The following is a 25,330-nucleotide window of genomic DNA, read 5'->3' on the forward strand; positions in this document are numbered from 1 at the left end:
GGTGCGGGGCGTGGCCCTCTCGGGCGATGTTCCCGATCCGCGATCACAACCCCTCTTACAGCACCCCGTGGGTCACATGGACCCTGATCGCGATCAATATCGTGGTCTATGTGATGACCGCGCCCTGGGGCGGCGATATGCGCGAACTCTGGCTCGACAACGCGCTCTGGCCCGCCGCGATCACGCATGGCGTCGCGTGGCACGGGCTTTTCACCCATATGTTCCTGCATGCGGGCATCCTGCATCTGGCGGGGAACATGCTGTTTCTCTGGGTCTTCGGCGACAATCTCGAAGACCGGATGGGGCGTGGCCTCTTCCTGATCTTCTATCTCGCCTGCGGGCTGGCCGCCGCTTTCGCGCAGATCGCCGCGAACCCGAATGCGACCGTGCCGATGGTGGGCGCCTCGGGGGCGATTGCAGGTGTGATGGGGGGATATCTGCTGCTCTATCCGAAAGCGCGGATCGACGTGCTGTTCTACTTCCTCGTCTTCTTCAAGATCTGGGCCACGCCTGCCTGGCTGGTTCTCGGTCTCTGGTTCGTGATTCAGCTGTTCAATGAAGTCACTAGCGGCACGGCAGGCGGGGTGGCACATATGGCCCATATCGGCGGTTTCGTGGCGGGCGCGCTTCTGACGCTGCCGCTGTGGTATCGCCTTGGCGGGCCGCTCTTCTGGCGTCTCACCCATGGCCACCCGCCCTTCCCCGAGGCGCGCGAGCGCCAGACAAATATTCCCACAGTCACACGGAGACGCTGATGCTGCCCGAGATTCAATCGCCCCACCGCCTGACCTGCCATTGCGGCGCGGTGGAGATGGAGGTGACGCTCTCCGACGGGCTGAACACCAAGCGACGCTGCGATTGCTCTTTCTGCCGTCGGCGCGGCGCGGTGGCGGTCTCGGCCCCGCTCTCGGGCATCCGTATCGTGAAGGGCGAGGACAACCTGACGCTCTACCAATTCGGCACGATGACCGCGAAGCATTACTTCTGCAAAACCTGCGGCATCTACACCCATCACCAGCGCCGCTCGAACCCGAACCAATACGGCGTGAATGCCGCCTGTCTGGAAGGGGTGAACCCGCGCGATCTGGACCCGGTGCCGTGGAATGACGGCGTCAATCACCCGACCGATCGCGCCGACTGATCCGCTCGAATGAACGCGGCCGCGCGCTCGGCGATCATGATCGTCGGCGCATTGGTATTGCCCGAAATCAGCCGCGGCATCACCGAGGCATCGACAACGCGCAGCCCGTCGATCCCACGCAGCCGCAGCTGAGGATCGACCACCGACATGTCGCCCTGCCCCATCGCGCAAGTGCCGACCGGATGGTAGATCGTATCGGCCCGCGCCCGGATATCGGCCAGCAGCCCCTCATCCGTCCCGTCATGCGGATAGAACCTGCGCCCCCGCCACGGGCGAAGCGGCTCCGCCTCGGCGATCCGGTCCAGAAGCCGCGCGCCCTTCAGCAGCAGCTCAGCATCGCGCGGATCGGACAGGTAGTCCGGGTCGATCAAGGGCGCCGCGCGCGGATCGTTGGACGCCAGCCGCAGCGTCCCGCGTGACTGAGGCCGCAGCGGACAGATATGAGCGGACCAGCCATCGGCCAGATGCGGTTTGCGCATATGCTGATCGACGATGCCCACGACGAAATGGATTTGCAGATCGGGCCGGGAGAGGCTCGGATCGCTCCGCAGGAAGGCTCCACCCTCGGCCATGGGCGAGGCGAACAGCCCCTCGCCATGCTTGCGCCACGCGCCCGCCGCCCGCGCCAGCCGCATCAGCCCGCGCGGGTTCAGCCCCACCACGTCCCGCCGGGGCGAAGTGTAGCTGATGACGTAATCGAGATGATCCTGCAGGTTCGTCCCCACGCCCGGCAGATCGAGACGCGGTTCGATCCCGACCTCGCGCAGATGATCCGCAGGCCCGATCCCTGACAGCATCAGCAGCTGCGGTGAGCCGAACGCCCCCGCCGAGACGATCACCTCGCGCGCCGCCTCGATCTTCATCCGCTTGCGGCCTTGCCGGACGATTGCCCCCGTCGCGCGCCCGTCCGCGATCTCGATCTTTTCGGCGCGCGCGCGGGTCAGCACGGTCAGATTGGGCCGCGCCATCACCGGATGCAGATAGGCTGCCGCCGCCGAGCAGCGTTCGCCCTTGCGCGGACCGTCCCAGAACTGCGTGACCTGATAGAGCCCCGCCCCCTCCTGCCGCGGCCCGTTGAAATCCTCGTTCGGCGGGCATTGCACGGCCGCGCAGGCCTCGATGAAAGCGCGGCTGATCGCCCGTGGCCGCCGCTGGTCGCCGACCTGCAACGGTCCCGCCGCGCCATGCCAGTCCGACGCCCCACGGGCATTGCGCTCGGAGGCGAGGAACCACGGCTTCACAGTCTCCCAGTCCCAGCCCTCGGCGCCCGCCTCGGCCCAGCCGTCGTAATCCTCTGGCTGGCCGCGCGCATAGAGCATCGCGTTGATCGCCGACGACCCGCCCAGCCCCCGGCCCCGCGGCTGGAACCCGCGCCGCCCGTTCAACCCCGGCTGCGGCACGGTGCTCAGCGCCCAGTTGTGGATCGGCGGTCGCCCCGCGACCATCGTGGCGACCAGCGCAGGCGCACGCACGAAGATGTCGCGCGCCTCGCGGCCCGCCTCGACGAGACAGACGGTCACGGTCGGGTCCTCCGACAGCCGCGCCGCCAGCACCGACCCCGCCGAGCCGCCGCCCAGAATGAGATAATCGAAACGCAAGGGCTCCTCCTTCCCTCGTTCGCGAAAAGCCTAACGGGTTTCGGAAGATAGGGAAGGATTACGCTGGGTCGGATAGCATAGGGCCGCGCCCGAGCCTCGGGTGGGCGCTGTGCGAGATAGGTGGCTTGGCGGTTTATCTGAGAAGCCCGGAAGACATACGGTCTCACGATGCCATCGCCAATGCGCCCTCCCGTGGGGAGGCTCGGGCGCGGCCCGGGCTGGTCGCCCGTGCCAGAGTGAATACCCGGATCAGCCGCGAAGCGGCCCGGGCAGCGCCCGCCCTCCGCTGCACACAAAAGAAAACGCCCGGTCTCTCCGACCGGGCGCTCCAAACTCTCTCGCGGGCAACCTTAGCTGCGCAGCGTGCCGCCGGTGGCCTTGCTCACCTTCTCGACGATCTTCTTGCTCACCGCTTCGATCTCGGCATCGGTCAGCGTCTTGTCGGCGGGCTGCATCCGCACCGTCAGCGCGATCGACTTCTTGCCCGCGCCCATCTGAGCCTCGGCCTTGGCGCCGGTGAACTGGTCGAAGACATTGACGCTCTCGATCAGCTTCTTGTCGGCGCCCATCGCCGCATTCACGGCCGTCAGCGCCTCGACATTCGCATCGACGACGAAGGCGAAATCGCGCTCGACCGCCTGCAGGTCGGAAATCTGCAGCGCGGGCCGCGTTGCGCCCTTCTTCTTCGGGAAGGGGATGTTTGCCAGCCGGATCGTGAAGGCGACCGCCGGGCCTTTCACGCCCAGTTCGCGCAGCACCTTGGGATGCACCTCGCCGAAGGTCGCCAGCAGGTTCGGACCAAGCGCCACATTGCCTGCCCGGCCCGGATGCCACCACGCATCGAGCTTGCGGTTGATCTGCGCACGCGCCGGGGCACCGACCGCGGCCAGCACGGCCTCGGCATCGGCCTTCGCATCATAGAGGTCCACCGGACGGCGCGAGCCGAAGGGATCGCGCGGCGCGGAGTGCCCCACCAGAAGCCCGGTCGCCTGCAGAACCTGCTCGCCCGGCTCGCCGCCGTTGAAGGCGGGCCCCACTTCGAACAGCGCCAGATCGTTCAGACCGCGCGCCTGATTGCGGGCGGCCGCCTGCAGCAGACCCGGCAGCAGATCGGGGCGCATATGCGTCATCTCCGAGCTGATCGGGTTCTCCAGCTTCGTCGCATCCGCGCCACCGCCGAACAGCTTGGCGGACGCCTCGTCGATGAAGCTGTAGGTCACGCATTCATTGTAGCCCAAAGCCGCCGTCGTGCGCCGCGCCATCCGCTCGCGCTGCTGCATCGGGGTGAGGATCGCGCCGGGCACGCCGGTCGTCTCGCGGCCCATCGGCTTGCCGATCAGCTTCGTCAGCGAGGCGATCCGCGCCACTTCCTCGACCAGATCGGCCGCGCCCAGCACGTCGGGGCGCCAGGTCGGGGGCGTCGCCATGTCGCCGTCGAGCGTGAAGCCCAGAGCTTCCAGCGTCTCGCGCTGGGTGGTCTCGGGAATGTCCATGCCGACGAGCGAGATCACCCGTGCCGGGTCCAGCTTGTAAGCGCGGCTGACATCGGGCACCGCGCCGTCCATCACCAGCTCCGACACTTCGCCACCGCAGAGATCGACGACCATCTTCGCCGCCAAATCGAGCCCCGGCAGCGTGAAGGCCGGATCGACGCCGCGCTCGAAGCGGTAGCGCGCATCCGAGTTGATCTTCAGCGCGCGACCGGTCGCCGCGATGGTGATCGGGTCCCAATAGGCGCTCTCGAGGAACACATCGACCGTGTCCTCGTCGGCCCCGGACTCCTCGCCACCCATGATCCCGGCAAGGCTCTCGACGCCCTTGTCGTCGCAGATCACCATGTCGCCTGCGCGCACGGTATAGGTCTTCTCGTCGAGCGCGAGGAATTCCTCGCCGCCCTCAGCCGGCTTGATCACCAGATTGCCCGCCACCTTCTTCATGTCGAAGACGTGGAGCGGCCGGTTCAGGTCATAGGTGAAGTAGTTCGTGATATCGACCAGCGTCGAGATCGGACGCAGACCGATCGCCTTGAGCCGCTTTTGCAGCCATTCCGGGCTCGGCCCGTTCTTCACGCCCCGGATCACGCGACCAGCAAATAGCGGGCAGCCCTTTTCCTTCAACGCCGGGTCGATGGTGACGGACACGGGCGCATCGAACGCCCCCTCGACCGCCGGGATCTCCAGCGGCTTGAGCTTGCCCAGCCCCCGCGCCGCCAGATCGCGCGCGATGCCGCGCACACCCAGAGCATCGGGGCGGTTCGGCGTGATCGCGATCTCGATCACCGGATCGACCGCCTCGGGACGGTTCGCAGCCAGCCAGTCGGTGAACTTCTGCCCGACCTCGCCCGACGGCAGTTCGATGATCCCGTTATGCTCGTCCGAGAGCTCTAGCTCGCGTTCGGAGGCCATCATCCCGTGGCTCTCCACCCCGCGGATATTGCCCACCGACAGCGTCACGTCGATGCCCGGCACGTAATCGCCGGGCTTGGCCAGCACGACCGTGATCCCGGCCCGCGCATTCGGCGCACCGCAGACGATCTGCGTCACACCCTCATCCGTCTCGACCATGCAGACCCGCAGACGATCGGCGTCGGGGTGCTGCTCGGCGGACTGCACACGCGCGAGCGTAAACGTCTCCAGCTTCGCCGCCGGATCGACGACTTCCTCGACTTCAAGACCCAGATCGGTGAGCGCCTCGGCGATCTGATCGACGGTGGCCTCGGTCTCGAGATGATCCTTGAGCCAGGACAGGGTGAATTTCATCGGACTTCCCTCAGGATTGCTTGCGCTGCGCGAGGTCCTTGTAATCCCCCATCTCAAGGAGTTTCAACTCCCGCCAAAGCCGGATCGAGGGTTTTGCGGCGAAAAGGAGCGACCCGATCAGGAACAACCACGTCCCCGGGATCATCAGGCTCTCGTAGAAGAAGAAGATCGAGCCGATGACGAAACAGAAGGCGGCGCCGAAATCGACCACCGTATAGGCGATCTCCGTGAGGGCGACGAAGCGGCGCTGCTCGGGGGTCTGCTCATGCGATGGGGTGTCGAAGATGAAGTTACTTTTGGCCATCGGTCTCTCCTTGATAATCCTTTACCAAGCGAAACCGCTCGCAAACGAGTTCCATCTCGGGAGTAAAACCTCCGTTACGCTCGAAATAGGCCTGATGGCCCTGCCGCCAGCCTTCCAGCGTCTCGTCCTCCCCCTCGGCCAGCGCGAAATCCGCGTCGACATCGCAAAAGCGCCGGATCGTGACCTCGACGGTCTCGATCATCACCGCCGGTTTGCCGTCCCAGTCGAGCGCAATATCGCGCCGCCCCACCACCGGCATATCCTCGCCCCCTTCGGTGAAATAGGTGAGCGCGCCACAGGTGGCGGTCTTCTTGCCTTGGCGGATCAGGGCGAGGAGCTGGTCGCAGAGTTCGCGGCTATCGCCGAAGGTGAAGGTGATGGGGGTGTTGGGCATGGCGTCTTTCGTTCTGGCGGGATGAGCGGATAGCGTTTAGTCCAATCGGTTCGCTGGCGTCCTGCAAGCTCGTTGCAGAAGCCACTTAATTATTGAAATAGCTTTCAACATTGGCAACAAGGTGCCATTTGAATTCATGAGGCGTTAGGGCGATGCTTTTACAAGACAAACTCGAGAGCTTCTTAAACGGAACGCAAATCGAAAACACGCAAGCGATCTCCCGCATCAAGGCAAAGACGTTCGGGCACAAGACAAAAGCGAGTACAAAATTCTACAGTTTTGAGCCCGGCAGCCGTATCGGCGGGAAATGGCATTCGGACGGAGGCGTTCTCCCGCATGTTGGGTTCATAGGTGCATACTCTTACATCAACGATATGAGCTACCTAAGAAATGAGGTCTTTGTTGGCCGCTATGCTTCGGTGGGCCGAAGGGTCAGCATAGGCGCCGGGAGGCACACGATAAGCGCGCTATCGACGTCACCACGCTTGTTCCGCGAAGCGAGGGAGTATTCGAGCGAAGAAGCGGAAAGCATTCGCCAGTATCGGAATACCGACCGAAAGGTGGTGATCGGCTCTGATGTTTGGATTGGTGATGGGGCAGTGATCATGCCGGGTATCTACATCGCTCACGGCGCAGTAATCGCCGCGAATGCCGTAGTGACAAAAGATGTAGCCGCATATGAAATCGTTGGCGGCGTTCCGGCTAAAACATTGGGGCGGAGGTTCTCGGATGATTTAGCTAAGCGACTGCTCGAGTCAAAGTGGTGGGAATACCCGCATGCATTCCTGAAAAGACAGCCTACAGCTAACGTATTTGATTTTCTCGAAGCTTTCGAAAGCGACAAGGAAGCTCCGGTGCATTACGCGACGTATAAAATTAAGAAAGCAAAGCATGCGTTTGGAGCACTGTTCCGGCCTCCAGTGAACAGTCACGCTTTCAACCAATAATCAAAACTTCACCATCGAGACGCGCGCGTTTTCGCGCGCCCCGAACCTATTCTCGTCTCTAAGAGATCGTAGGGTATAACTTGCTGGTGCAAGTTTCTCTCAAGATGAAACGGTGCAATTCACCGGCTAAGCCCACCAGCCACCGTCGGCAGATCCAGCGCGCTAAACCCGTAATGCTTCAGCCACCGCAGGTCGCTCTCGAAGAACGCCCGCAGGTCGGGGATGCCGTATTTCAGCATCGCGAGGCGGTCGATCCCAATGCCGAAGGCAAAGCCCTGCCATTCGCTCGGGTCGATCCCGGCCGATTGCAGCACTTTGGGATGCACCATCCCCGAGCCGAGGATCTCCATCCAGTCGTCGCCCTCGCCGATCTTCAGGCTGCCGCCCTCCCACGAGCAGCGGATATCGACCTCGGCGGACGGCTCCGTGAAGGGGAAATGCGAGGCGCGGAAGCGCAGCTCGACGCCGTCCACCTCGAAGAAGGCCTTGCAGAACTCTTCGAGCACCCATTTCAGGTTCGCCATCGAGATGTCTTTGCCGATCGCCAGACCTTCGACCTGATGGAACATCGGCGTGTGGGTCTGGTCCATATCCATGCGGTAGACGCGGCCCGGCGCGATCACGCGGATCGGCGCGCCCTGCTCCAGCATCGCGCGGATCTGCACCGGCGAGGTATGGGTGCGCAGCACATGCGGCGGGCGGTCGTCGCCCTCGTCGCGATGCATGAAGAACGTGTCATGCTCCTGCCGCGCGGGGTGTTCGGGCGCAATGTTGAGCGCGTCGAAATTGTGCCAGTCGTCTTCGATCTGCGGGCCTTCGGCGACCGCAAAGCCCATATCGGCGAAGATCGCGGTGACCTCGTCCATCACCTGAGAGACCGGGTGGATCGTGCCCTGACGCCGCGGACGGCCCGGCAGCGTCACATCGAGCCATTCCTCGCGCAGCCGCGCATCGAGCGCCGCATCCGCCAGCGCCGCCTTCTTCGCGCGCAGCGCCGCGTCGATCTCGTCTTTCAGGACGTTGAGCGCCTTGCCCGTGGTCTGGCGCTCCTCCGGGGTCATCTTGCCCAGCTCACGCATCTTCAGGCTGATCTCGCCCTTCTTGCCCAAGGCGGCCAGACGGATCTCTTCCAGCGCGGCCTCGTCGGTCACATCGGCCACGGCGCTCAGGTATTTATCGCGAAGCTCTTGCATATCATTCCCCGGGAATTTGCTTGGCCCACGGGTTAGCCGCGCCGGCGCGCCTTTGCAACCTCGCGCTTGCAGGCAAAGGGCGGATGGGGGCGCTGCCCCCGGCCTTGCGGCCTCCCCCGGGATATTTCCCTCGAGAAGAAGCGCAAGACATCCTTAACCAGAATCGGATTGTCTCGGAGACGCGGTACAGGCGGGGACGCCGATGACCGCTCGAGGAGAAGCGCCCGGTCTGCCGCCCGACGATGGGCCCGAGCCGGGCGTTTTTTCTTCCTCTTGGTGGAAATATCCCGCGGGGCTCGTGAAACGAGCGGGGGCAGAGCCCCCTCCCCGGCCAGCCACCCGAAACGAAAAAGGCCGCCCCCGATGGAGCGGCCCTTCCCGAATTCTGTCGTAAGCCGATTACGCGGCGGCGGCGGCTTTCGCCTGCTCGACGATCGCGCCGAAGGCTTCGGGCTCGTGCACGGCGAGATCGGCGAGAACCTTGCGGTCCACTTCGATGCCAGCCTGGTTGAGGCCGAAGATGAACTTCGAGTAGCTCAGATCGGCATCGACGGCGCGCACGGCGGCGTTGATACGCTGGATCCAGAGCGCGCGGAAATTACGCTTACGGGCTTTACGGTCGCGGGTCGCGTATTGGTTCGCCTTGTCGACCGCTTGGGTCGCAGTGCGGAAGTTGCGCGAGCGCGAGGAATAATACCCTTTCGCCTTCTTGAGCACTTTCTTGTGCGCGGCGTGGGTGACCTTACCGGATTTGACGCGTGCCATTGTTCAAGTCTCCCGAGTTCAGCGGTTGTAGGGCATGTATTTCTTGACGATCTTCGTATCCGCCTCGCAGAGCACCATGGTGCCCGAGGTTTCGCGGATGAATTTCGTCGAGCGTTTGATCATGCCGTGACGCTTGCCGGCCGGACCCACCTTGACCTTGCCGGTCGCGGTGAACTTGAACCGCTTCTTGGCAGCGGATTTCGTCTTCATCTTGGGCATTTACAGCTCCTTTGCAGGGTGTGGAAGCGCGACTCGGCATGCCACTTCGGCCGGCCGCGCGGGTTCAGAGTGGGCCTGTTAGACGCCGCAGGGCGGTTTGGCAAGGGAAAAGTCCGGATCAGCCGCAGTTCCGGAGGGGGACGCTAGTAATTGATCACGCGGGCCAATACGCGCGCCACCGCCTCGGGCACCATCTCGAGCGTGTAGCCGCCTGGGCGGGCAAGAAAGGCCAGCAGGATCAAGGCCACCGCCACGACGATCCCGAAGGTGGCCGCCCGCGGCGGGCGGCCATCGGAGAAGGCGGAGATCGCGGCCGGGATCGCGAAGATCGCGATCCCCAGCCCGATCGTCAGCAGGAGATCGGTATCGATCGAAGAAAGATCCATCGCCTGCCCCCAGTTTCACCATCCCTGATAGGGAAGGTTACTCAGGGTCAGTGCGGTAAATCAATCGCTCATCACAAGGTGCGACGCGCAGGATGTTCGTGGTGCCCTGCACGTTGAACGGCACACCTGCGGTGACGACGATCTGCTGCGTCTCGTCGGCAAAGCCGAAGTCGCGCGCCGCGCGGGCGGCGTTGACGACGGCCTGCTTGAACCGCTCCAGCTCACCGGACGGCACCGCATGCACGCCCCAGGTCAGCGTGACCCGGCGCAGCGTCGCCTCGATCGGCGAGAGCGCAATGATCGGCACGCGCGGACGCTCGCGCGCGATGAGCGCGATCGTCTTGCCCGATTGGGTGTAGGCGCAAATCGCTGCAATGTCGGTGGTCTCGGCGATCTCGCGCGCAGCGGCCACGATCCCGTCGGCGACGGTCTGGCGCGCAGCGGAACGCGACGCTTCGATCACTTCGCGATAGGTCGGGTCCTTCTCGACCGAAATCGCGACGTTGTTCATCGTCTCGACCGCTTCGACCGGGTAATTGCCGGCCGCAGATTCCGCGGACAGCATGACCGCATCGGCGCCCTCGTAGATCGCGGTCGCGACATCGGAGACCTCTGCGCGGGTCGGCATCGGGCTCTCGATCATCGATTCCAGCATCTGCGTCGCCACGATCACGGGCTTCGCCCAGGTGCGGCATTTGCGGATCAGCTGCTTCTGGATCGGCGGGACGGCCTGAACGGGCAGCTCCACGCCCAGATCGCCGCGGGCGACCATGATCCCGTCCGAAGCCTGAAGAATCTCGTCGAAGCTGCGCACCGCCGAGGGTTTCTCGATCTTCGACAGGATCGCCGCGCGCCCCTTGGCCAGTTCGCGGGCTTCTTCGACGTCCTCGGGACGCTGCACGAAGCTCAGCGCGAGCCAGTCGACGCCCATCTCGCAGGCGAATTCCAGATCCTTGCGGTCCTTTTCCGACAGCGCGGCCAGCGGCAGCACCACGTCGGGGACGTTCACGCCCTTGCGGTCCGAGATCGTACCGCCCACGGTGACGGTGCAATTCGCGAAATCGTCGCCGCAGTCGTCGACCACCAGACGGATCTTGCCGTCATTGACCAGCAGCTCCGAGCCCGGCTCGAGCGCCTGGAAAATCTCGGGATGCGGCAGGCACACGCGATGCGTGGCACCGGGCTTGTCCTCGAGATCGAAGCGGAACTTGTCGCCGTCCTCCAGCTCCGCCCCATGCGCCGCGAAGGTGCCGACGCGCAATTTCGGGCCCTGAAGATCCGCGAGGATCGCGATCGGGCGGCCGAACTCGGCTTCGAGTTGGCGAATGATGGCGTGACGGGCGCGATGCTCCTCGTGGGTGCCATGGCTCATGTTCAGGCGGAACACGTCCGCGCCTGCGACGAACAGAGCTTTGATGCTGTCATAGTCCGAGGAAGAAGGGCCCAGCGTAGCCACGATCTTCACGTTGCGAAGGCGTCTCATGCGTCCTCGTTTTCCGTTCAAATTGATGTCATTTCGTGGGCCAAGTAAGCGTATGGCGCAATTTGTCTCGGGCCGCAACTGGCGTGGCGCAATCTTTCCCGTTATCTGGGCCATATCGAGTAAGCGTGAAGAGACTATGAACGAAAAACAGCCCCTTTCGATCACCGGAGAGGCACGGACCGGACGCTGGCTGGTCACGTGCGATCATGCGCGCAACACCGTGCCCGATTGGGTGGGTGGTGGCGATCTGGGGATCGACGCCGAGGATATGGCGCGCCACATCGCCTATGACGTCGGTGCACTGGGGCTGTCGGAGGCGCTGGCGGAACGGCTCGACTCGCCGATGATCGCGAGCGATTTTTCGCGCCTCGTGATCGACCCGAACCGGGGCGAAGACGATCCGACTCTGGTGATGAAGCTTTATGACGGCACGATCATCCCCGCGAACCGCCATGCCGACGCGGCAGAGGTCGAGCGGCGGCTGGACCGGCTCTATCGCCCCTATCATGCGGAATATGCCCGGCTCGCGGCGCGGCGCGACGACACGGTGATCTGCGCGGTTCACTCCTTTACGCCGCGCCTGCGCGGGCGCCCGCCCCGGCCGTGGGACGTCGGCATCCTGCACGCCCCGGCCGATCCGCGCCTCGCCTATGAGATGATCGCAGCGCTCGAAGCCGAGGGCGATCTCTGCGTGGGCGACAACCAACCCTATCTGGGCCATCTGGAAGGCGACTCGATCGATCGCCACGCGCTGGCGGATGGTCGCCCGAATGTGCTGCTCGAGCTGCGCAACGATCTGATCGCGACACCCGAGCAGCAAGCAGCATGGGCCGACCGCCTCGCACCGATTCTGACGCGGGTTCTGGAGCAGAGCGGCCTCTGATTGGCGACAATGATTACGCCGGTCGCGCGATTGTTTCCAGGCGGCGCAGCTTCCGCCACATTCTGGCCACATTCTATTGACGACCTCCTAAGAGCATCGGATATTTGGCCCTGATTTCAGGGGGATATTACCTATGCTTGCGACTCTTCTGCTCGCCTTCCTGCCGATGGCGCTGCTTGTCGGCGTCGGCCATGACGGCGGCCACGACCATAAAGATCACAGTGACGAAGAGGACCAGACGCGCCCGGAAGAAGACGGCACCGGCGCTGGCGAGGAGATCGACATCTCGGAGCCCGATCAGCTGACCGAAGGCACGTCGGGCGACGACACGATCCGTGGCACCGATGGGACCGACTCCGTTATGGGGAACGCGGGCGACGACACCATCTATCTCGGCGATGGCAACGACGGCGGCGACCTCTCGCCGGAGGCCCAGCAGGCGATGGATCAGGCGACGAGCCTTGGCGACCTCCTCGACGCCCTCGAGGCGTCCGGCGTCTTCGGCGCGGTCGGCGGCTCGGGCAACGACTATATAGATGCAGGCGCAGGCAACGACTCGATCACCGGCAGCCAGGGCGACGACACGCTGCGCGGCAATCTCGGCGCGGACTATATCTTCGATGCGGAAGGGTCGAACGACCTCTATGGCGGCTATGGCGATGACGAGCTCCATGCCGTCGATCAGGACGGCGCGCCCGACCTGCTCGATGGCGGCGCGAATAACGACTACCTCCATGGCGATGACGGCGACACGATGACCGGCGGCACCGGGTCGGATTTGTTCGCGGTCAACTGGAACGAGGGCGATGCGCCGGTGACAGTGACCGATTTCGGACAGCTCGGCCCGAACCCGGACCCGAACGCGTCCGGCGAATTTCTCGGCATCGAGGTGGATGACCTCTCGCACCTGTCGGACTTCACCGTCTCGCAAAGCGGCAAGGACTCCATCGTGTCGATCAACGGTCAGAACGTCGCGACGCTCCAGAATGTCGAATATGCCGCGCTCAAGGCGGCGGGTGGCGCGATCTATGCGACCGACGGGACGAACTACGGGCACCCGACCTACGCCTGACCCATTCTCGAATCACGATGAGAGGCCGCCGATCGCGCGGCCTCCTTCCGTTTCGGTAAAGCCCCCAAAACGCGACCATATCCGATCGCGATACTAATCCTCGACATTCTCTCTGATGGTTAACGACCTCTGAACAATGGGGCGGTTTCGGCCTCACAAAACTTTTGCGCAGCCGACAAAATGTCGCGACGATCAAGGCAAGATCAGGAGAAACCATGCTCGCCTTGTTCATCGCCACCACCATCGCGTTATGCCTTCTCGGCTGGGCCGAGGGCTTGCCGCGCCAGCGCCAAGCGCGCGCCACCGCCGACATCGGGGCGGCCGCCACGGCGCCGTCGCACGGCGCTCCGCTGGGAGAGGCGCCCGACACGCGCACCGCCAATGCGGAGGACGGCGCGGAAGACCTCGATGCCGCCGTGATGATGCGCATCGAAGCGCTGCTGGCGCATCCGAACCAACAGGCCGAGACCCGCGCAAAACACACCCCGACACCTGCGCCCGCCGCCGGCCCCGAGCCGCTGCCGCGGATCAACGGGTTCGAACCGGGCGACGCCATCGCCCTCGATTTCACCGGCTCTGCGCCGCGTCGCGACGACATCACCTTCCGCACCTGCGCCGAAGGCACGCTCGTCGTGATCGAAGGTCAGGCCGAACTTGTCATCACTGGCATCGCGCCCGAGCAAATCGCGCCAGATGCCTTCCAATTCCGCGCTCATGCGGCGGCCTGAGAGACACCGCCCGCATGACAGGAAAAGACCCCGGTTGGGCTGGCCGGGGTCTTTTCTTTTTTAAATTCTGGATGTTGCGCCTCGGCGCGGATCAGATCGCGGCCTTGCGGCTCTCGTCGAGATAGATCTCGCGCAGGCGCGCAGCCACCGGGCCAACCGCGCCCTCGGCCACCGTCTCGCCGTCGATCTCGACCACCGGCATCACGAAGGCCGACGCCGAGGTATAGAAGGCCTCGTCCGCAGCTTGCGCCTCTTCGATGGTGAAGGGACGCTCCTCGATTTCCATCTGCGCTTCGGCGGCATATTTCAGCAGCGAGGCGCGGGTGATCCCGTGCAGAATGTCCTCGCTCAGATGCCGCGTGATGATCTTGTTGCCCTTCACGATATAGACGTTGTTCGACGAGCCTTCGGTCACGAAGCCATCCTCGACGAACCACGCATCGTTCTTGCCCGCCTTCTCGGCCGCCATCTTCGCCATCGACGGATAGAGCAGCTGCACCGTCTTGATGTCGCGGCGATGCCAACGCAGGTCGGGCAGCGAGATCACCTTGATGCCCTGTTTCGCCTTCGGATCGTCGGCGAGGTTCGGCTTCGACTGGGTATAGAGCACCACGGTCGGGGGCGTGCCCTCCGGAGGGTAGTGGAAATCGCGATCGCCCGCATTCCCGCGCGAGACCTGAAGGTAGATCAGCCCTTCGACGATCTCGTTGCGCTTGACCAGTTCGCGGTGGATCTCGATCCATTCGTCGCGGGTCAGATCGCAGCTCATCTCCAGCTCCGCCATCGAGCGGTCGAGCCGGTTCATGTGACCTTCGAATTCGAGGATCTTGCCGTCCAGAACGGAAGTCACCTCATAGACCGCATCGCCCATCACGAAACCACGGTCGAAGACGGAGACCTTGGCCTCTTCCTCGGGAATATACTCTCCGTTGAGATAGACGATCCGGCTCATATTCTTGCTCCTTGCAAACTCAGCCCCAGAGCTCCGGCTCCGGCGGCTCCACCACGCTGCCCTTGTAGCGCAGCGGCACATCGCGGTCTTCGGCCAGAAGCAGCGGGCCGTCAAGATCGACGTAATCGGCACCTTGGGCGACCAGCATCGCCGGCGCCATCGCCAGAGACGATCCCACCATGCAGCCGACCATTACGCCGAACCCCTCGGCGCGCGCCAGATCGCGCAGCCGCAGGGCCTCGGTGAGCCCGCCGGTCTTGTCCAGCTTGATGTTGATGACGTCGTATTTGCCGCGCAGGTTCAAAAGCCCGTCGCGGGTATGGCAGCTCTCATCGGCGCAGATCGGCACCAGCCGCTGGATATCCGACAGCGCCTCATCCCCTGCCGCGGGCAAGGGCTGCTCGACCAGCGCGACGCCCAGCTTCTTCAACTCGGCCTGAATGTCGAGGAAGGTCTCGATCTCCCAGCCCTCATTCGCGTCGACGATGATCTTCGACTCCGGCGCCCCTTCACGCACCGCGCGCAGCCGCGGCATGTCTTCGGGCGTGCCGAGCTTGATCTTCAGCAGCGGGCGATGCGCATGCTCGGCGGCCGCCGCGCGCATCTTCACCGGCTCGTCGAGCGACAGCGTATAGGCTGTGGTCTGGCTCACGGGCTTGTCCAGCCCGGCAAGCTCCCAGACCGGGACGCCCTTCTTCTTGGCTTCCCAATCCCACAAAGCGCAATCGACCGCATTGCGGGCGGCGCCTGCGGGCAGCGCCTCTTGCAGCTCGGCGCGGGAAATCCCTTGTGGCAGGCTCTCGATCTGCGCGGTGACGCTGTCGAGGCTTTCGCCGTACCGCGCATAGGGCACGCATTCGCCCCGCCCCGTCACGCCCTCGCGCTCCAGCGTCACGCTCAGCACATGCGCCTCGGTGCGCGAGCCGCGCGCGATGGTAAAGACCTGCGCCAGCTTGAACGTATCATGGCTCACCCGGATCATCCGCGCCCCCCTTCGACTTGGTGCAAATATCCCCGCCGGAGGCATCCGGCAGGGGTCACAAGCGAGACAATCAGATCGCGGCGAGCGCGTCTACCAGCTTGCCCGCACCGAAGCGGAACGGATCGGTGGCGGGCAGGCCCATTTCTTCCTCGACCTTCGCCAGATAGGCCTTGGCCTCGTCCTCGCCCATCTTCTGAGTGTTGACCGAGATGCCGACCACCTGACAGGCGGGATTGGCGACCTTCGCGAGCGCCAGCGCCATGTCGCTCAGCTCTTGCAGCGAGGGCAGCTTGTAGCCCGGCAGCCCGCGCATATGGGTGCGCGTCGGCTCATGCGCGAGGATCAGCGCGTCGGGCTGACCGCCATGGATCAGCGCCATCGTCACACCCGAATAGGAGACGTGGAACAGGCTGCCCTGCCCCTCGATCAGGTCCCAGTGGTCGGAATCGTTGTCGGGCGTGAGGTATTCGATCGAGCCCGCCATGAAATCCGCGATCACCGCATCGAGCGGCACACCATCGCCGGTGATCAGGATGCCGGTCTGGCCGGTCGCGCGGAACGTGGCCTTCATGCCGCGCTCGCGCATCTCGCGCTCCATGCAAAGCGCGGTATACATCTTGCCCGCCGAGCAATCGGTGCCCACGGCAAGGCAGCGCTTGCCCGCGCGCTTCTCGCCATTGGCGATCGGGTATTTCACCGCCGGGATGCGCACGTCATGCAGCTGACGGCCGCAGGCTTCGGCCACAGCGACCAGATCGGGCTCGTCGCGCAGCAGGTTGTGCAGCCCCGAGGCGAGGTCGAGCCCCTCTTCCAGCGCCTCTACCAGCACCTTCTTCCAGCTCTGCGAGATCAGGCCGCCGCGGTTCGCGACGCCGATCACCAGCGTCTTGCAGCCCTTCGCAACGGCCTCTTTGATATCGAGATCTTGGATGCCCATGTCGGCTTGGCATCCCTCCATCCGGTACTGGCCGACGGCATATTCGGGCCGCCAGTCCTTGATCCCCTGCGCGACCTTTGCGGACAAGGGATCGGGGGCATCGCCCAGAAACAGTAGGTAAGGGGTGTCGATCAGCGACATGCGTGTCTCCCTGTGGTCTGTGTTTTGTCTTGTTTGTTGATGATATTAGGGCGCGGCGCAAAAATTTCTTGGGGATTTCCGTGCAACATTTCCAGCGAAGCGGAAGATCCTTCGGCAAAAGCGCCAATTCGCCGCAATTTCGTGCATCACCCGGATTTTCGGGCCCCAGCAATGCTGCAGCGCGGCCCTGATTCTGCGCTTGCAAAATCGCCTTGCAAGAGGCCGCGCAACAATATACCCAATCCGCAACCAAAAACGTAACTTCCTTGCGAAAGGCCGCTTCATGAGCTTCCGCGTTCAACCCACGCCCCCTGCCCGTCCGAACCGCTGCCAGCTTTTCGGCCCCGGCTCGAACACCAAGCTCTTCCCGAAAATGGCCGCCTCCGCCGCCGATGTGATCAATCTCGACCTCGAGGATTCGGTCGCCCCCGACGACAAGGCACAGGCGCGGCGCAATATCATTCAGGCCAGCCACGAGATCGACTGGGGCAACAAATACCTCTCGGTCCGCATCAACGGCCTCGACACGCCCTATTGGTATCGCGACGTGGTCGAACTGCTCGAGGAAGGCTCCGAGCGCATCGACCAGATCATGATCCCGAAAGTCGGCTGCGCAGCGGATGTCTATGCCGTCGACGCGCTCGTCACCGCGATCGAAACCGCGAAGGGCCGCAGCAAGAAAATCTCGCTCGAAGTCATCATCGAGAGCGCCGCCGGTCTCGCGCATGTCGAGGAAATCGCGGCATCTTCTCCGCGTCTGCAGGCGATGAGCCTCGGCGCTGCCGACTTCGCCGCTTCGATGGGCATGCAGACCACCGGCATCGGCGGGACGCAGGAAAACTACTACATGCTGCGTAACGGCGAGAAGCATTGGTCCGACCCGTGGCACTGGGCGCAGGCCGCGATCGTCGCCGCCTGCCGCACCCATGGCATCCTGCCGGTCGATGGCCCGTTCGGCGATTTCTCCGACGATGACGGCTTCCGCGCGCAGGCGCTGCGCTCGGCGACGCTTGGCATGGTGGGCAAATGGGCCATCCATCCCAAGCAGATTTCCCTTGCAAATGAAGTCTTTACGCCCTCTGATGAGGCCGTGACCGAGGCCCGTGAAATCCTCGCGGCGATGGAAGAGGCCAAGGCACGCGGCGAGGGTGCGACCGTCTACAAAGGCCGTCTCGTCGACATCGCGTCAATCAAACAAGCCGAAGTGATTGTAAGACAAGCCGAAATGATTAAAGATTAAGCCGCGCGCGAACGAATCGCGATATAGTTATCGAATCCCGGAGCGGTTGGGAGGGGAGGCCCGGCCGCATGAGGGAAAAGGAGCGCCCTGGCTTATGGCCGGGGCGTTTCCGTTTTTTTCGCGCCGGGCGCCCCACGCAAACGCCATCTAGCCGCGCTATGCGACGGCCCGATGACAGTTCCGCAAATCGCAGCGCCTCAGCCCTGCAGCGGCAAGCGGATCTCCGTCAGCAAATCTTCCGGCTTCGTGTTCATCGGATCGTTGAGATAGACCTCGTAGGCCACGAGATCGCGATGCTCCATGCCCGATGCCGGGAACCACTCCTCGTCCAGCCAGCGATAGGCCTCGGGCAGTTGCTCATAGGGCCCCTTCACCGTCACCACCGCATATTTCCCGGCCGGATAGCGAATCTCCGCAAGCGGCGGGAAGATCACGAACCCCTCGCCCACCGCGAAACAGGCATGCGAGCGCAGCTCCTCCGCCGGCACTTTGCGCGGATTGTCATGGCCGATCATCGCCGCATGCTCGACTTCCGCCCAAGACGGCTCCGGGATCAGCGAGACAAGCTTCTGAAAGACCGGGCCAACCGAGGGGTAAGGCCCTTTATGTGCCAGCCCGGCAAGCCGTACCGCTGGCATCTCTTTGATCTCGACTTCATACGCCAAATTAACCCTCATCCGGTTAAAGCGCGCGTTTCCTCGGTCAGTCTATCACCTCCCATCCGCCGCGCCTATGAGGCAAGCCGCCGCCGCTCCCGCAATCAGGACGCGCCCGCCATGCGCCACCCAGTTGCAATTCCCGAGCGTTGAAGACATTAAGGGCGCGAGTTTCCGGATGCGGAGTGATCCATGACCTATCTCGAATTCGAAAAGCCGCTGGCAGAGATCGAAGGCAAAGCCGAAGAGCTGCGCGCGCTGGCCCGGCAAAACGAAGAGATGGATGTCGACAAGGAAGCGTCAGCCCTCGACAAGAAGGCCGAGACGATGCTGCGCGACCTCTACAAAGACCTGTCGCCCTGGCGCAAATGTCAGGTCGCGCGCCATCCCGACCGTCCGCATTGCAAGGACTATATCGACCAGCTCTTCACCGAGTACACGCCGCTCGCGGGCGATCGCAACTTCGCCGACGATCACGCGGTGATGGGCGGCCTCGCGCGTCTCGGCGACAAGCCGGTGATGGTGATCGGCCACGAGAAGGGCAACGACACCGCAAGCCGCATCGAGCGCAACTTCGGCATGGCCCGCCCCGAGGGCTACCGCAAGGCGATCCGCCTGATGGACATGGCCGCCCGCTTCGGCCTGCCGGTCGTCGCCCTGATCGACACCCCCGGCGCCTATCCCGGCAAGGGCGCGGAAGAGCGCGGCCAGTCCGAAGCCATCGCCCGCTCGACCGAGAAATGCCTGCAGATCGGCGTGCCGCTGATCTCGGTCATCATCGGCGAAGGCGGCTCGGGCGGCGCAGTGGCCTTCGCGACCGGCGACCGAGTCGCGATGCTGGAACATTCCGTCTATTCGGTGATCTCGCCCGAAGGCTGCGCCTCGATCCTGTGGAAGGATGCCGAGAAGATGCGCGAAGCCGCCGAGGCGCTGCGCCTGACCGCGCAGGATCTCAAGAAGCTCGGCGTGATCGACCGCATCATCTCCGAACCGATGGGCGGCGCACAGCGCGATTCCACGGCGACCATCGCTTCGGTCGGCTCGGAAATCTCGCTGATGCTGGCAGAGCTGGAGGGCCAGAAGCCCGCCGATCTGATCAAGGCACGCCGCAAGAAGTTCCTCGACATGGGCACGAAGGGGCTTTCGGCCTAAGCCCGAAGCCCCCGCGCATCGTGAACCGGCCTCACGCCGGTTCCGCCTGCCTGCGCATCAGCCCCGCCCCCAGCGCAAGCGCGATGATGACCGCGCCGTAGATCTCGGTCGTCAGCCGCAGCCCCAGCTCCGGCACCGCCAGACCTGCCAGCACCGCGGGCACCCCGAAGGCCGAGTAAGCCAGCGTGAACAGCGCCGCGAACAGCCCGCCACGCTCATCCGGTGCGGCCAACGGCGCGAGCGAACGCAACACCCCCGCAAAGCAGGTGCCGAAACCGATCCCCGCGATGAAGACGCTCGCAAGATAGAGCGCGAAACTCCCCGTCGCGAGCGCCGCGAGCGACAGCACCGTGCCCAGCACCAGCCCGTCCGTCCCCAGAAGCGCGATACGGCGCGGGGCCAAATTGCGCGTCGCATAGCACGAGGCTGCTCCGGTCCCCGACAGGAGCGCGACGATCGCCCCCTGCGCCAGCGCGGTGTGCACCTCGAAGACCTGCGCCACGATCGGCGCACCCAGCGACAGGAACAGCGAGCCGGTTCCCCACCCCGCCAGCACCGCGGGCGCACCGCGCCGGAAAGCCGCACGGATATGGGGCGGCACAGAGACCTGCGGGCGCAGCGAGGCCAGCGTCCCCGCGTGGCGCGGCGCGGTCTCCGGCGGCAGCCAGACCAGCAGGGCCAGCACGCCATAGACGACCGCCAGACCAAGGAAGGTCGCGACGCGCGGCGCAGGCGCGTAAGCCAGCAACGCCCCGCCCGCCAGCGCCCCAGCCGCCAGCCCCGCCAAGGGCGCGACCGCATTCCAGACCGCCGCCAGACCGGGCCGCGCGGGCGGCTCGTGATCGGTCGAGCTCGCGCTCAGGGTCGAGATCAGCAGCCCGCTCGCCATGCCCTGCAGCACCCGCGCCAACAGCAGCGTCATCGCCGTATCCGCCCAGAGGAATTCGAGCATCCCGAGCGCAAGCAGCACGAAGCCCACCGACAGGACCGGCCGCCGTCCGAGATGATCGGAGAGCCGCCCGAAGACCAGCAAGGTTATCAGAAGCGCCCCGGCATAGATCGCGAAAATCCCCGTCATCATCGCCGAGGAAAAGCCGATCTGCGCCTGCAGGACCGGGTAGAAGGGCGACGGCGCGCTCGCGCCCGCCAACATCAGAACGAGCCCCGTGATTGCCAGCACGAAGCCTGCCCGGCTCCGCGCGGGCGAATTTGGAGATGGGGCGCGCGGGCCAGAATCCGTGTCGTCGGTCATCGCTGTCTCCTGATGCGATTGGTTCGAAAATTGTCGAACCTCCACATACTCGACAGGACGCATGGTTCAAGTATTATCGAACCATGAGCACGCCCCCCGAACTCTCTCATCCCCCCGCTGACTCGCTGTCACTGTCGCAAGTGCTCTTCGCGCTCAGCGACCCGGCGCGGCGCGAAATCGCCCGCAATCTGCGCGACGGACCGCTCGAAGCAGCCGCCTGCAGCGCCGTGGCAGCGGATGTCCCGAAGTCGACGAAATCTCACATTCTCAAGGTCTTGCGGGAATCCGGCGTAATCCGGAACGAGCCGAACCCGAACGGCCGCGGCCGCCTGCTCACCCTGCGCCGGGACGACCTCGAAGCGCGCTTCCCCGGCCTGATCGACCCGATCCTCGACGCTGATCTGCGCGAGAGCTGATCACGCCAACGTGTTCCCGCGCCTGCGTCCATCAGCGCAGCCGCGCCCCTTCGCCTTGGTAAAAATATCCCCACCGGAGGCGCCCTCCGGCGCGACCCGCTCAGGGCTTGGGCAGCTCGAACCCGGCCTCTGCCATCAGCGCATCCGAGCGCGGCTCCACCACCGCCTCGACCGCCGCCAGCGTCTCGGAGGCGGAGCCCGCCGCCTCGATCACCGGCAGGAACTCGGTCACCGCCACGCCCGACCGGATCGGCCAGCCGCGCTTGCTCCAGAACAGGCCCGCATTGGTCGCGGCGGGCACCACCGGCAGCTTCGTGGCCTCCGCCACCACGCCCACGCCCTGCTTGTAACGGCGCCTCTCGCCCGGCGGCACGCGCGTGCCCTCGGGATAGATGATCAGCTGGCCCAGCCCATGCGTCGCGCGCGCCTCTTCGACCGCGCCCAGCATCACCTTCATCGCCTCCGACCCCTTGGAGCGGTCGATCGGGATGCAGCCCGCCTTATGCGCGAACCACCCCATGACCGGCACGTTCAAGAGCGCCTTCTTCATCACGAAGGCCCGGCGCGGCAGGTGATTGGCGAGGATCAGAATGTCGAAAAAGCTCTGATGCTTGGCCGCCACGATGCAGTCGCCCTCGGGCGGCGTACCGCGCAGCTCGTATCGCAGCCCCAGATAGACCCGCGCCATGGTTAGCAGATGCTGCGTCCAGATTCCGGCGGTGCGATGCACACCGGCCCGCCCCTTGGGCAGCACCTGAAACACAAGCCCCCAGGCCCCGATCAGCACCGTCGCGAGCGCGATGTGAACGTAGTAAAGCCCGGTCATCACATGGGTCAGCGGCGTGACCTTTCCGGGGCGGTGCGAAGGGTCGGACATCAGCGAAGTCTCCTGAGCATACGCAGCGCGGCGAAGCGGGTGGCGGCAAAGGCCACGATCGCGGCGATCGGCGGAATGATCAATGGCCAGAGCCACGCGGCCCCGGAAAAGCCCAAGCCGGTGAGGAAGCCGCCCGCAGCCTCGGTCGAGGGCAGCAGCGCCACCGCGAGCATCCCCAGCACCGTGCCCGCCACCGCGCCGATCAGCCCACGCGTGGTGAAGCGACGCACGAAGGCCCGCGCGATGAAGGCGTCTTTCGCCCCCACCAGCCGCAGCGTCGCGATTACCTGACCGTTGGCGGCCAGCGCGGCTTGTGCTGCAAGCGTGATCATCCCCGCCATCGCGCCGAAGATCAGCAGCAGCGACAACAGGCCCAGCGTGCGGATACGCTCCGCCGCCGCGACCAGCGGACGCCGCCAGCGGGTATGGTCGTCGAAGATCGCGCCGGGCGCTTCGGCCTGCAGCCGCAGCCGCAGCCCCTCGGCATCGACGCCCGCGCCGGTCTCGGTCACTGCGATCAGCTTCGGCAGCGGCAGCGCATCCACCGGCAGATCGGGGCCGAACCACGGCTTCAGCAGCCCCTTCATCTCGTCATCGCCCATCACCCGCGACGAGGCGACCCCCGGCGTCGTCTTCAGCACTTCCTGCACGGCGGCAACCTGCGCATCCATCTGCTCGGGCGGGGCGGAGATGCGGATCGTGGCCGAGCGCGCGAGGCTATCCGCCCAGCGATCGGCGAGCCGCCCGGTCGCCAGCGACAGCGCCAGCGCGAAGACCGCAAGGAAGGCCATCGCGGCCGCGGTAAACAGCGTCAGCCGCGCGGTGAACCCGGTCGGCGGCACGACCCGATCCGGCCCGGTCGTCTCGGAGGCGAATGTCAGCATGGTCAGCTTCACAGATCGGCCCCCGCCGTATGCAGATGGCGCTTCGCGATGCGCAGCACCCGCGCCGAGACCTGCGGCTTCGCCTGCCGGATCAGGTTCAGATCGTGGGTCGCGATCACCACGGTCTTGCCCATCTTGTTCAGCTCGACCAGCAGCGACAGCAGCCGCAGCGACATCTCCCAATCGAGGTTGCCCGTCGGCTCGTCGGCGAGGATCACATCGGGCGACATGATGACCGCGCGGGCCAGAGCGACGCGTTGCCGCTCCCCGCCCGACAATTGCGGCGGCAGCGCATTCGCCTGCCGTTTCAGCCCGACCCAAGCCAGCAATTCGCGCAGCTGGGTCATGTCGGGCGTGCGGCGATTGACCGTCATCGGCAGCGCCACGTTCTCTTCCACCGAAAGGTGGTCGAGGAACTGGCAGTCCTGATGCACGACGCCGATGCGCTGGCGCAGCCCGGCGATTTCGTCCCGGTTCATCTCGCGCACATCCTTGCCGAACAGCGACAAATGCCCCGCCGTCGGCAGCAATTCCGCGTAGCATAGTTTGAGAAATGTGGTCTTCCCGGCCCCCGACGGTCCGGTCAGAAAATGGAATGACCCAGGGGCAAGCGTCAGGGACATATCGCTAAGGAGCTCCGCCCCGCTATAGCTCATCGCCACATTTTGCAGCTCGATCACTGCCAGCCCCTCTACTTGGTGCGCGCTTCGCGAATTAAGTGGCCCAAATCATTTGGACATTCCGCCCGCGCTTGCTACAACATAAGACAGTGGTTGGCCAGAACGGCAAAACGCCAACACGGGCAGGGATGGGACAATATGCGGTTGGTTTGCCCCAATTGCGGTGCGCAATACGAAGTGGATGACGCTGTCATCCCAGATGGCGGACGGGATGTGCAATGCTCCAATTGCGGGCACGGCTGGTTCCAGCCGAGCAAGGATATGCTCTCCGCCGAGCCCGAAACCACAACCGCAGCGCCCCCGCCCGAAGGTTGGGATCTCGACACCGAGACGGAGGCCGAGGCTGCGCCTGAGGAGACTGAGGCAGAGGTGACGGCGGAGACGCCCACCGAATCCGAGGCCGTTTCCGAACCCGAGCAACCCTCCGAACCCGAACATGTTTCCGAGCCCGAGCCGCTGCCCGAACCAGAGCAGCAACCCGAGCCCGAAGCCGCAACGCCCCTGCCCGAGCCCGAGCCGGTCGTGACGACGCCGGACACCGACGACACGGATGCCGCCATTGCGGCGATGGTCTCGACGGCGGAGCCGGAGGATCGCGAAGACGACGAGGAGGAGGACGAGCCGGGCCTCGGCCCTGCCCCGCGCGTCGGTGCCACCCCGCGCAAACCGCTTGATGACGGGCTGCTGTCGATCCTGCGCGAAGAGGCCGAGCGCGAAGCCGCGCAGCGCCGCGCCGAAGGCTCGAGCGAGCTGGAGACGCAAGACGAATTGAACCTCGAAGAGCGCGAGACCAGCGAAGACGCGGAACGCGCCGCCGAGGCCGCCACCGCCGATCTGGCGCGCCGCCGCAAAGGCGCGCAGGACTTCTCCGATCTCAGCGAGTCCGAAGAGGATCGCGTGGCCGACCTGCTCGGCGAGGATGACGAAGATATGCACACGATGCGCGGGCGCGAACGGCTGCCCGACATCGACGAGATCAACTCGACCCTCACCGCGACCTCCGATCGCGAGGGCGACAGCGTGGCCGAATTCTCGCCGGAGATGGCGCGCCGCCGCCGCTCGGGCTTCAGCCGCGGCTTCATCTTCGTGATGGCGATCACTGCGATACTGGCGCTGCTCTATGCCTTCGCGCCGGACATCGCCGCGAAAGTCCCGGCACTGAAATCGCCGCTGACGCAATATGTCGTCGCGGTGGATGAGGGGCGCATCTGGCTCGACGACCAGTTGCAGATCCTGACGCATCGCCTCTCGCCCGAAGCGACCTCGGACGGCTTCACCGAATAAGTTTT

General features: G+C 64.8%; 27 protein-coding genes. 10 read left to right on the forward strand and 17 right to left on the reverse strand.

Annotation, left to right across the window (positions count from 1 at the left end):
• Positions 1-26 precede the first annotated feature (26 nt).
• Entirely contained in the window at positions 27-755 is a 729-nt protein-coding gene (locus AXZ77_RS16230; RefSeq protein ID WP_098411952.1) for a rhomboid family intramembrane serine protease, read from the forward strand.
• Positions 755-1,141, forward strand: a complete 387-nt coding sequence (locus AXZ77_RS16235) for a GFA family protein (RefSeq protein ID WP_078548890.1) — start codon at positions 755-757, stop codon at positions 1,139-1,141. The genes AXZ77_RS16230 and AXZ77_RS16235 overlap by 1 nt, the downstream gene beginning before the upstream one ends.
• On the opposite strand, the gene AXZ77_RS16240 is transcribed toward AXZ77_RS16235, so the two are convergent.
• The 4 genes from AXZ77_RS16240 to AXZ77_RS16255 all read right to left on the reverse strand — a co-directional run bounded on the left by AXZ77_RS16240 (position 1,117) and on the right by AXZ77_RS16255 (position 6,196).
• Positions 1,117-2,739, reverse strand: coding sequence for a GMC family oxidoreductase (locus tag AXZ77_RS16240; RefSeq protein ID WP_098411953.1), 1,623 nt, complete (start codon positions 2,737-2,739; stop codon positions 1,117-1,119). The two genes, AXZ77_RS16235 and AXZ77_RS16240, sit on opposite strands and share 25 nt — an antisense overlap.
• Before the next feature lie 350 nt (positions 2,740-3,089).
• Positions 3,090-5,498, reverse strand: coding sequence for a phenylalanine--tRNA ligase subunit beta (pheT, locus tag AXZ77_RS16245; protein WP_098411954.1), 2,409 nt, complete (start codon positions 5,496-5,498; stop codon positions 3,090-3,092).
• 10 nt (positions 5,499-5,508) lie between these two features.
• A complete protein-coding gene (locus tag AXZ77_RS16250) occupies positions 5,509-5,802 on the reverse strand; it encodes a YrhK family protein (RefSeq protein WP_098411955.1) in 294 nt (97 codons plus the stop codon).
• A complete protein-coding gene (locus AXZ77_RS16255; RefSeq protein WP_098411956.1) occupies positions 5,789-6,196 on the reverse strand; it encodes an ASCH domain-containing protein in 408 nt (135 codons plus the stop codon). The genes AXZ77_RS16250 and AXZ77_RS16255 overlap by 14 nt, the downstream gene beginning before the upstream one ends.
• Positions 6,197-6,348: 152 nt before the next feature.
• Between AXZ77_RS16255 and AXZ77_RS16260 the strand changes: the two genes are divergently transcribed.
• Positions 6,349-7,143, forward strand: coding sequence for a CatB-related O-acetyltransferase (locus AXZ77_RS16260; protein ID WP_218000495.1), 795 nt, complete (start codon positions 6,349-6,351; stop codon positions 7,141-7,143).
• Positions 7,144-7,262: 119 nt separating this feature from the next.
• Here AXZ77_RS16260 and pheS read toward each other — a convergent pair whose 3' ends face one another.
• The 5 genes from pheS to pyk all read right to left on the reverse strand — a co-directional run bounded on the left by pheS (position 7,263) and on the right by pyk (position 11,189).
• The gene (gene pheS, locus AXZ77_RS16265) at positions 7,263-8,336 is read right to left on the reverse strand and encodes a phenylalanine--tRNA ligase subunit alpha (RefSeq protein ID WP_098411957.1); all 1,074 of its coding nucleotides are present in this window, start codon (positions 8,334-8,336) and stop codon (positions 7,263-7,265) included.
• Between the two features lie 399 nt (positions 8,337-8,735).
• Complete coding sequence (gene rplT / locus AXZ77_RS16270) at positions 8,736-9,101, reverse strand: 50S ribosomal protein L20 (RefSeq protein WP_078522551.1); 366 nt, start codon at positions 9,099-9,101, stop codon at positions 8,736-8,738.
• Between the two features lie 18 nt (positions 9,102-9,119).
• Positions 9,120-9,320, reverse strand: a complete 201-nt coding sequence (gene rpmI / locus AXZ77_RS16275; RefSeq protein ID WP_078542184.1) for a 50S ribosomal protein L35 — start codon at positions 9,318-9,320, stop codon at positions 9,120-9,122.
• A gap of 143 nt (positions 9,321-9,463) precedes the next feature.
• Complete coding sequence (locus AXZ77_RS16280; protein ID WP_255266520.1) at positions 9,464-9,706, reverse strand: hypothetical protein; 243 nt, start codon at positions 9,704-9,706, stop codon at positions 9,464-9,466.
• Positions 9,707-9,743: 37 nt separating this feature from the next.
• Entirely contained in the window at positions 9,744-11,189 is a 1,446-nt protein-coding gene (gene pyk, locus AXZ77_RS16285) for a pyruvate kinase (protein WP_098411958.1), read from the reverse strand.
• Positions 11,190-11,325: 136 nt separating this feature from the next.
• Here pyk and AXZ77_RS16290 point away from each other — a divergent pair, with 136 nt between their 5' ends.
• From AXZ77_RS16290 to AXZ77_RS16300, 3 genes are all read left to right on the forward strand, one after another.
• Positions 11,326-12,072 carry an N-formylglutamate amidohydrolase gene (locus AXZ77_RS16290; protein ID WP_098411959.1) on the forward strand — a complete coding sequence of 249 codons (747 nt, stop codon included), beginning with the start codon at positions 11,326-11,328 and terminating at the stop codon, positions 12,070-12,072.
• Positions 12,073-12,205: 133 nt separating this feature from the next.
• Entirely contained in the window at positions 12,206-13,144 is a 939-nt protein-coding gene (locus AXZ77_RS16295; protein WP_098411960.1) for a calcium-binding protein, read from the forward strand.
• 215 nt (positions 13,145-13,359) lie between these two features.
• Positions 13,360-13,872 carry a hypothetical protein gene (locus AXZ77_RS16300; protein WP_098411961.1) on the forward strand — a complete coding sequence of 171 codons (513 nt, stop codon included), beginning with the start codon at positions 13,360-13,362 and terminating at the stop codon, positions 13,870-13,872.
• 91 nt (positions 13,873-13,963) lie between these two features.
• Here AXZ77_RS16300 and AXZ77_RS16305 read toward each other — a convergent pair whose 3' ends face one another.
• From AXZ77_RS16305 to dgcN, 3 genes are all read right to left on the reverse strand, one after another.
• On the reverse strand, positions 13,964-14,824 hold the full coding sequence (locus AXZ77_RS16305; RefSeq protein ID WP_098411962.1) for a D-amino-acid transaminase: 861 nt from the start codon (positions 14,822-14,824) through the stop codon (positions 13,964-13,966).
• 19 nt (positions 14,825-14,843) lie between these two features.
• Positions 14,844-15,806, reverse strand: a complete 963-nt coding sequence (gene dgcA, locus AXZ77_RS16310; RefSeq protein ID WP_098411963.1) for an N-acetyl-D-Glu racemase DgcA — start codon at positions 15,804-15,806, stop codon at positions 14,844-14,846.
• A gap of 70 nt (positions 15,807-15,876) precedes the next feature.
• Positions 15,877-16,878: an N-acetyltransferase DgcN gene (gene dgcN, locus AXZ77_RS16315; protein ID WP_098412589.1), complete on the reverse strand. Its 1,002-nt coding sequence runs from the start codon at positions 16,876-16,878 to the stop codon at positions 15,877-15,879.
• A gap of 289 nt (positions 16,879-17,167) precedes the next feature.
• Between dgcN and AXZ77_RS16320 the strand changes: the two genes are divergently transcribed.
• Positions 17,168-18,124: an L-malyl-CoA/beta-methylmalyl-CoA lyase gene (locus tag AXZ77_RS16320; RefSeq protein ID WP_098411964.1), complete on the forward strand. Its 957-nt coding sequence runs from the start codon at positions 17,168-17,170 to the stop codon at positions 18,122-18,124.
• 197 nt (positions 18,125-18,321) lie between these two features.
• On the opposite strand, the gene AXZ77_RS16325 is transcribed toward AXZ77_RS16320, so the two are convergent.
• On the reverse strand, positions 18,322-18,789 hold the full coding sequence (locus AXZ77_RS16325) for a GyrI-like domain-containing protein (RefSeq protein ID WP_176536062.1): 468 nt from the start codon (positions 18,787-18,789) through the stop codon (positions 18,322-18,324).
• Between the two features lie 183 nt (positions 18,790-18,972).
• Here AXZ77_RS16325 and AXZ77_RS16330 point away from each other — a divergent pair, with 183 nt between their 5' ends.
• Positions 18,973-19,932, forward strand: coding sequence for an acetyl-CoA carboxylase carboxyltransferase subunit alpha (locus AXZ77_RS16330; RefSeq protein ID WP_098411966.1), 960 nt, complete (start codon positions 18,973-18,975; stop codon positions 19,930-19,932).
• A 31-nt stretch (positions 19,933-19,963) separates the two neighbouring features.
• On the opposite strand, the gene AXZ77_RS16335 is transcribed toward AXZ77_RS16330, so the two are convergent.
• Positions 19,964-21,184 carry an MFS transporter gene (locus AXZ77_RS16335; RefSeq protein WP_098411967.1) on the reverse strand — a complete coding sequence of 407 codons (1,221 nt, stop codon included), beginning with the start codon at positions 21,182-21,184 and terminating at the stop codon, positions 19,964-19,966.
• A gap of 83 nt (positions 21,185-21,267) precedes the next feature.
• Here AXZ77_RS16335 and AXZ77_RS16340 point away from each other — a divergent pair, with 83 nt between their 5' ends.
• The gene (locus tag AXZ77_RS16340; protein ID WP_098411968.1) at positions 21,268-21,600 is read left to right on the forward strand and encodes a helix-turn-helix transcriptional regulator; all 333 of its coding nucleotides are present in this window, start codon (positions 21,268-21,270) and stop codon (positions 21,598-21,600) included.
• Positions 21,601-21,700: 100 nt separating this feature from the next.
• On the opposite strand, the gene AXZ77_RS16345 is transcribed toward AXZ77_RS16340, so the two are convergent.
• From AXZ77_RS16345 to AXZ77_RS16355, 3 genes are read right to left on the reverse strand one after another with little or no spacing between them, the layout of a single operon-like run.
• A complete protein-coding gene (locus AXZ77_RS16345) occupies positions 21,701-22,477 on the reverse strand; it encodes a 1-acyl-sn-glycerol-3-phosphate acyltransferase (protein WP_255266521.1) in 777 nt (258 codons plus the stop codon).
• Positions 22,477-23,361 (reverse strand): ABC transporter permease, encoded by an 885-nt coding sequence (locus AXZ77_RS16350; RefSeq protein WP_098411969.1) that lies wholly within the window; start codon positions 23,359-23,361, stop codon positions 22,477-22,479. The genes AXZ77_RS16345 and AXZ77_RS16350 overlap by 1 nt, the downstream gene beginning before the upstream one ends.
• Before the next feature lie 8 nt (positions 23,362-23,369).
• Positions 23,370-24,041 carry a cell division ATP-binding protein FtsE gene (locus AXZ77_RS16355; RefSeq protein WP_078542197.1) on the reverse strand — a complete coding sequence of 224 codons (672 nt, stop codon included), beginning with the start codon at positions 24,039-24,041 and terminating at the stop codon, positions 23,370-23,372.
• Positions 24,042-24,179: 138 nt separating this feature from the next.
• Between AXZ77_RS16355 and AXZ77_RS19760 the strand changes: the two genes are divergently transcribed.
• Complete coding sequence (locus AXZ77_RS19760) at positions 24,180-25,325, forward strand: zinc-ribbon domain-containing protein (RefSeq protein ID WP_255266522.1); 1,146 nt, start codon at positions 24,180-24,182, stop codon at positions 25,323-25,325.
• Positions 25,326-25,330 lie beyond the last annotated feature (5 nt).

The organism is Thioclava sp. ES.031 (genome assembly GCF_002563775.1).
Classification (GTDB): domain Bacteria; phylum Pseudomonadota; class Alphaproteobacteria; order Rhodobacterales; family Rhodobacteraceae; genus Thioclava.

Coding starts and splice junctions, on each gene's coding strand:
- AXZ77_RS16230 (WP_098411952.1), top strand. CDS start 27: ATGTTCCCGATCCGCGATCACAACCCCTCTTACAGCACCCCGTGGGTC.
- AXZ77_RS16235 (WP_078548890.1), top strand. CDS start 755: ATGCTGCCCGAGATTCAATCGCCCCACCGCCTGACCTGCCATTGCGGC.
- pheT (WP_098411954.1), bottom strand. CDS start 5,498: ATGAAATTCACCCTGTCCTGGCTCAAGGATCATCTCGAGACCGAGGCC.
- AXZ77_RS16250 (WP_098411955.1), bottom strand. CDS start 5,802: ATGGCCAAAAGTAACTTCATCTTCGACACCCCATCGCATGAGCAGACC.
- AXZ77_RS16255 (WP_098411956.1), bottom strand. CDS start 6,196: ATGCCCAACACCCCCATCACCTTCACCTTCGGCGATAGCCGCGAACTC.
- AXZ77_RS16260 (WP_218000495.1), top strand. CDS start 6,349: ATGCTTTTACAAGACAAACTCGAGAGCTTCTTAAACGGAACGCAAATC.
- pheS (WP_098411957.1), bottom strand. CDS start 8,336: ATGCAAGAGCTTCGCGATAAATACCTGAGCGCCGTGGCCGATGTGACC.
- rplT (WP_078522551.1), bottom strand. CDS start 9,101: ATGGCACGCGTCAAATCCGGTAAGGTCACCCACGCCGCGCACAAGAAA.
- rpmI (WP_078542184.1), bottom strand. CDS start 9,320: ATGCCCAAGATGAAGACGAAATCCGCTGCCAAGAAGCGGTTCAAGTTC.
- AXZ77_RS16280 (WP_255266520.1), bottom strand. CDS start 9,706: ATGGATCTTTCTTCGATCGATACCGATCTCCTGCTGACGATCGGGCTG.
- pyk (WP_098411958.1), bottom strand. CDS start 11,189: ATGAGACGCCTTCGCAACGTGAAGATCGTGGCTACGCTGGGCCCTTCT.
- AXZ77_RS16290 (WP_098411959.1), top strand. CDS start 11,326: ATGAACGAAAAACAGCCCCTTTCGATCACCGGAGAGGCACGGACCGGA.
- AXZ77_RS16295 (WP_098411960.1), top strand. CDS start 12,206: ATGCTTGCGACTCTTCTGCTCGCCTTCCTGCCGATGGCGCTGCTTGTC.
- AXZ77_RS16300 (WP_098411961.1), top strand. CDS start 13,360: ATGCTCGCCTTGTTCATCGCCACCACCATCGCGTTATGCCTTCTCGGC.
- AXZ77_RS16305 (WP_098411962.1), bottom strand. CDS start 14,824: ATGAGCCGGATCGTCTATCTCAACGGAGAGTATATTCCCGAGGAAGAG.
- dgcA (WP_098411963.1), bottom strand. CDS start 15,806: ATGATCCGGGTGAGCCATGATACGTTCAAGCTGGCGCAGGTCTTTACC.
- AXZ77_RS16320 (WP_098411964.1), top strand. CDS start 17,168: ATGAGCTTCCGCGTTCAACCCACGCCCCCTGCCCGTCCGAACCGCTGC.
- AXZ77_RS16330 (WP_098411966.1), top strand. CDS start 18,973: ATGACCTATCTCGAATTCGAAAAGCCGCTGGCAGAGATCGAAGGCAAA.
- AXZ77_RS16335 (WP_098411967.1), bottom strand. CDS start 21,184: ATGACCGACGACACGGATTCTGGCCCGCGCGCCCCATCTCCAAATTCG.
- AXZ77_RS16340 (WP_098411968.1), top strand. CDS start 21,268: ATGAGCACGCCCCCCGAACTCTCTCATCCCCCCGCTGACTCGCTGTCA.
- AXZ77_RS16345 (WP_255266521.1), bottom strand. CDS start 22,477: ATGTCCGACCCTTCGCACCGCCCCGGAAAGGTCACGCCGCTGACCCAT.
- AXZ77_RS16350 (WP_098411969.1), bottom strand. CDS start 23,361: ATGCTGACATTCGCCTCCGAGACGACCGGGCCGGATCGGGTCGTGCCG.
- AXZ77_RS19760 (WP_255266522.1), top strand. CDS start 24,180: ATGCGGTTGGTTTGCCCCAATTGCGGTGCGCAATACGAAGTGGATGAC.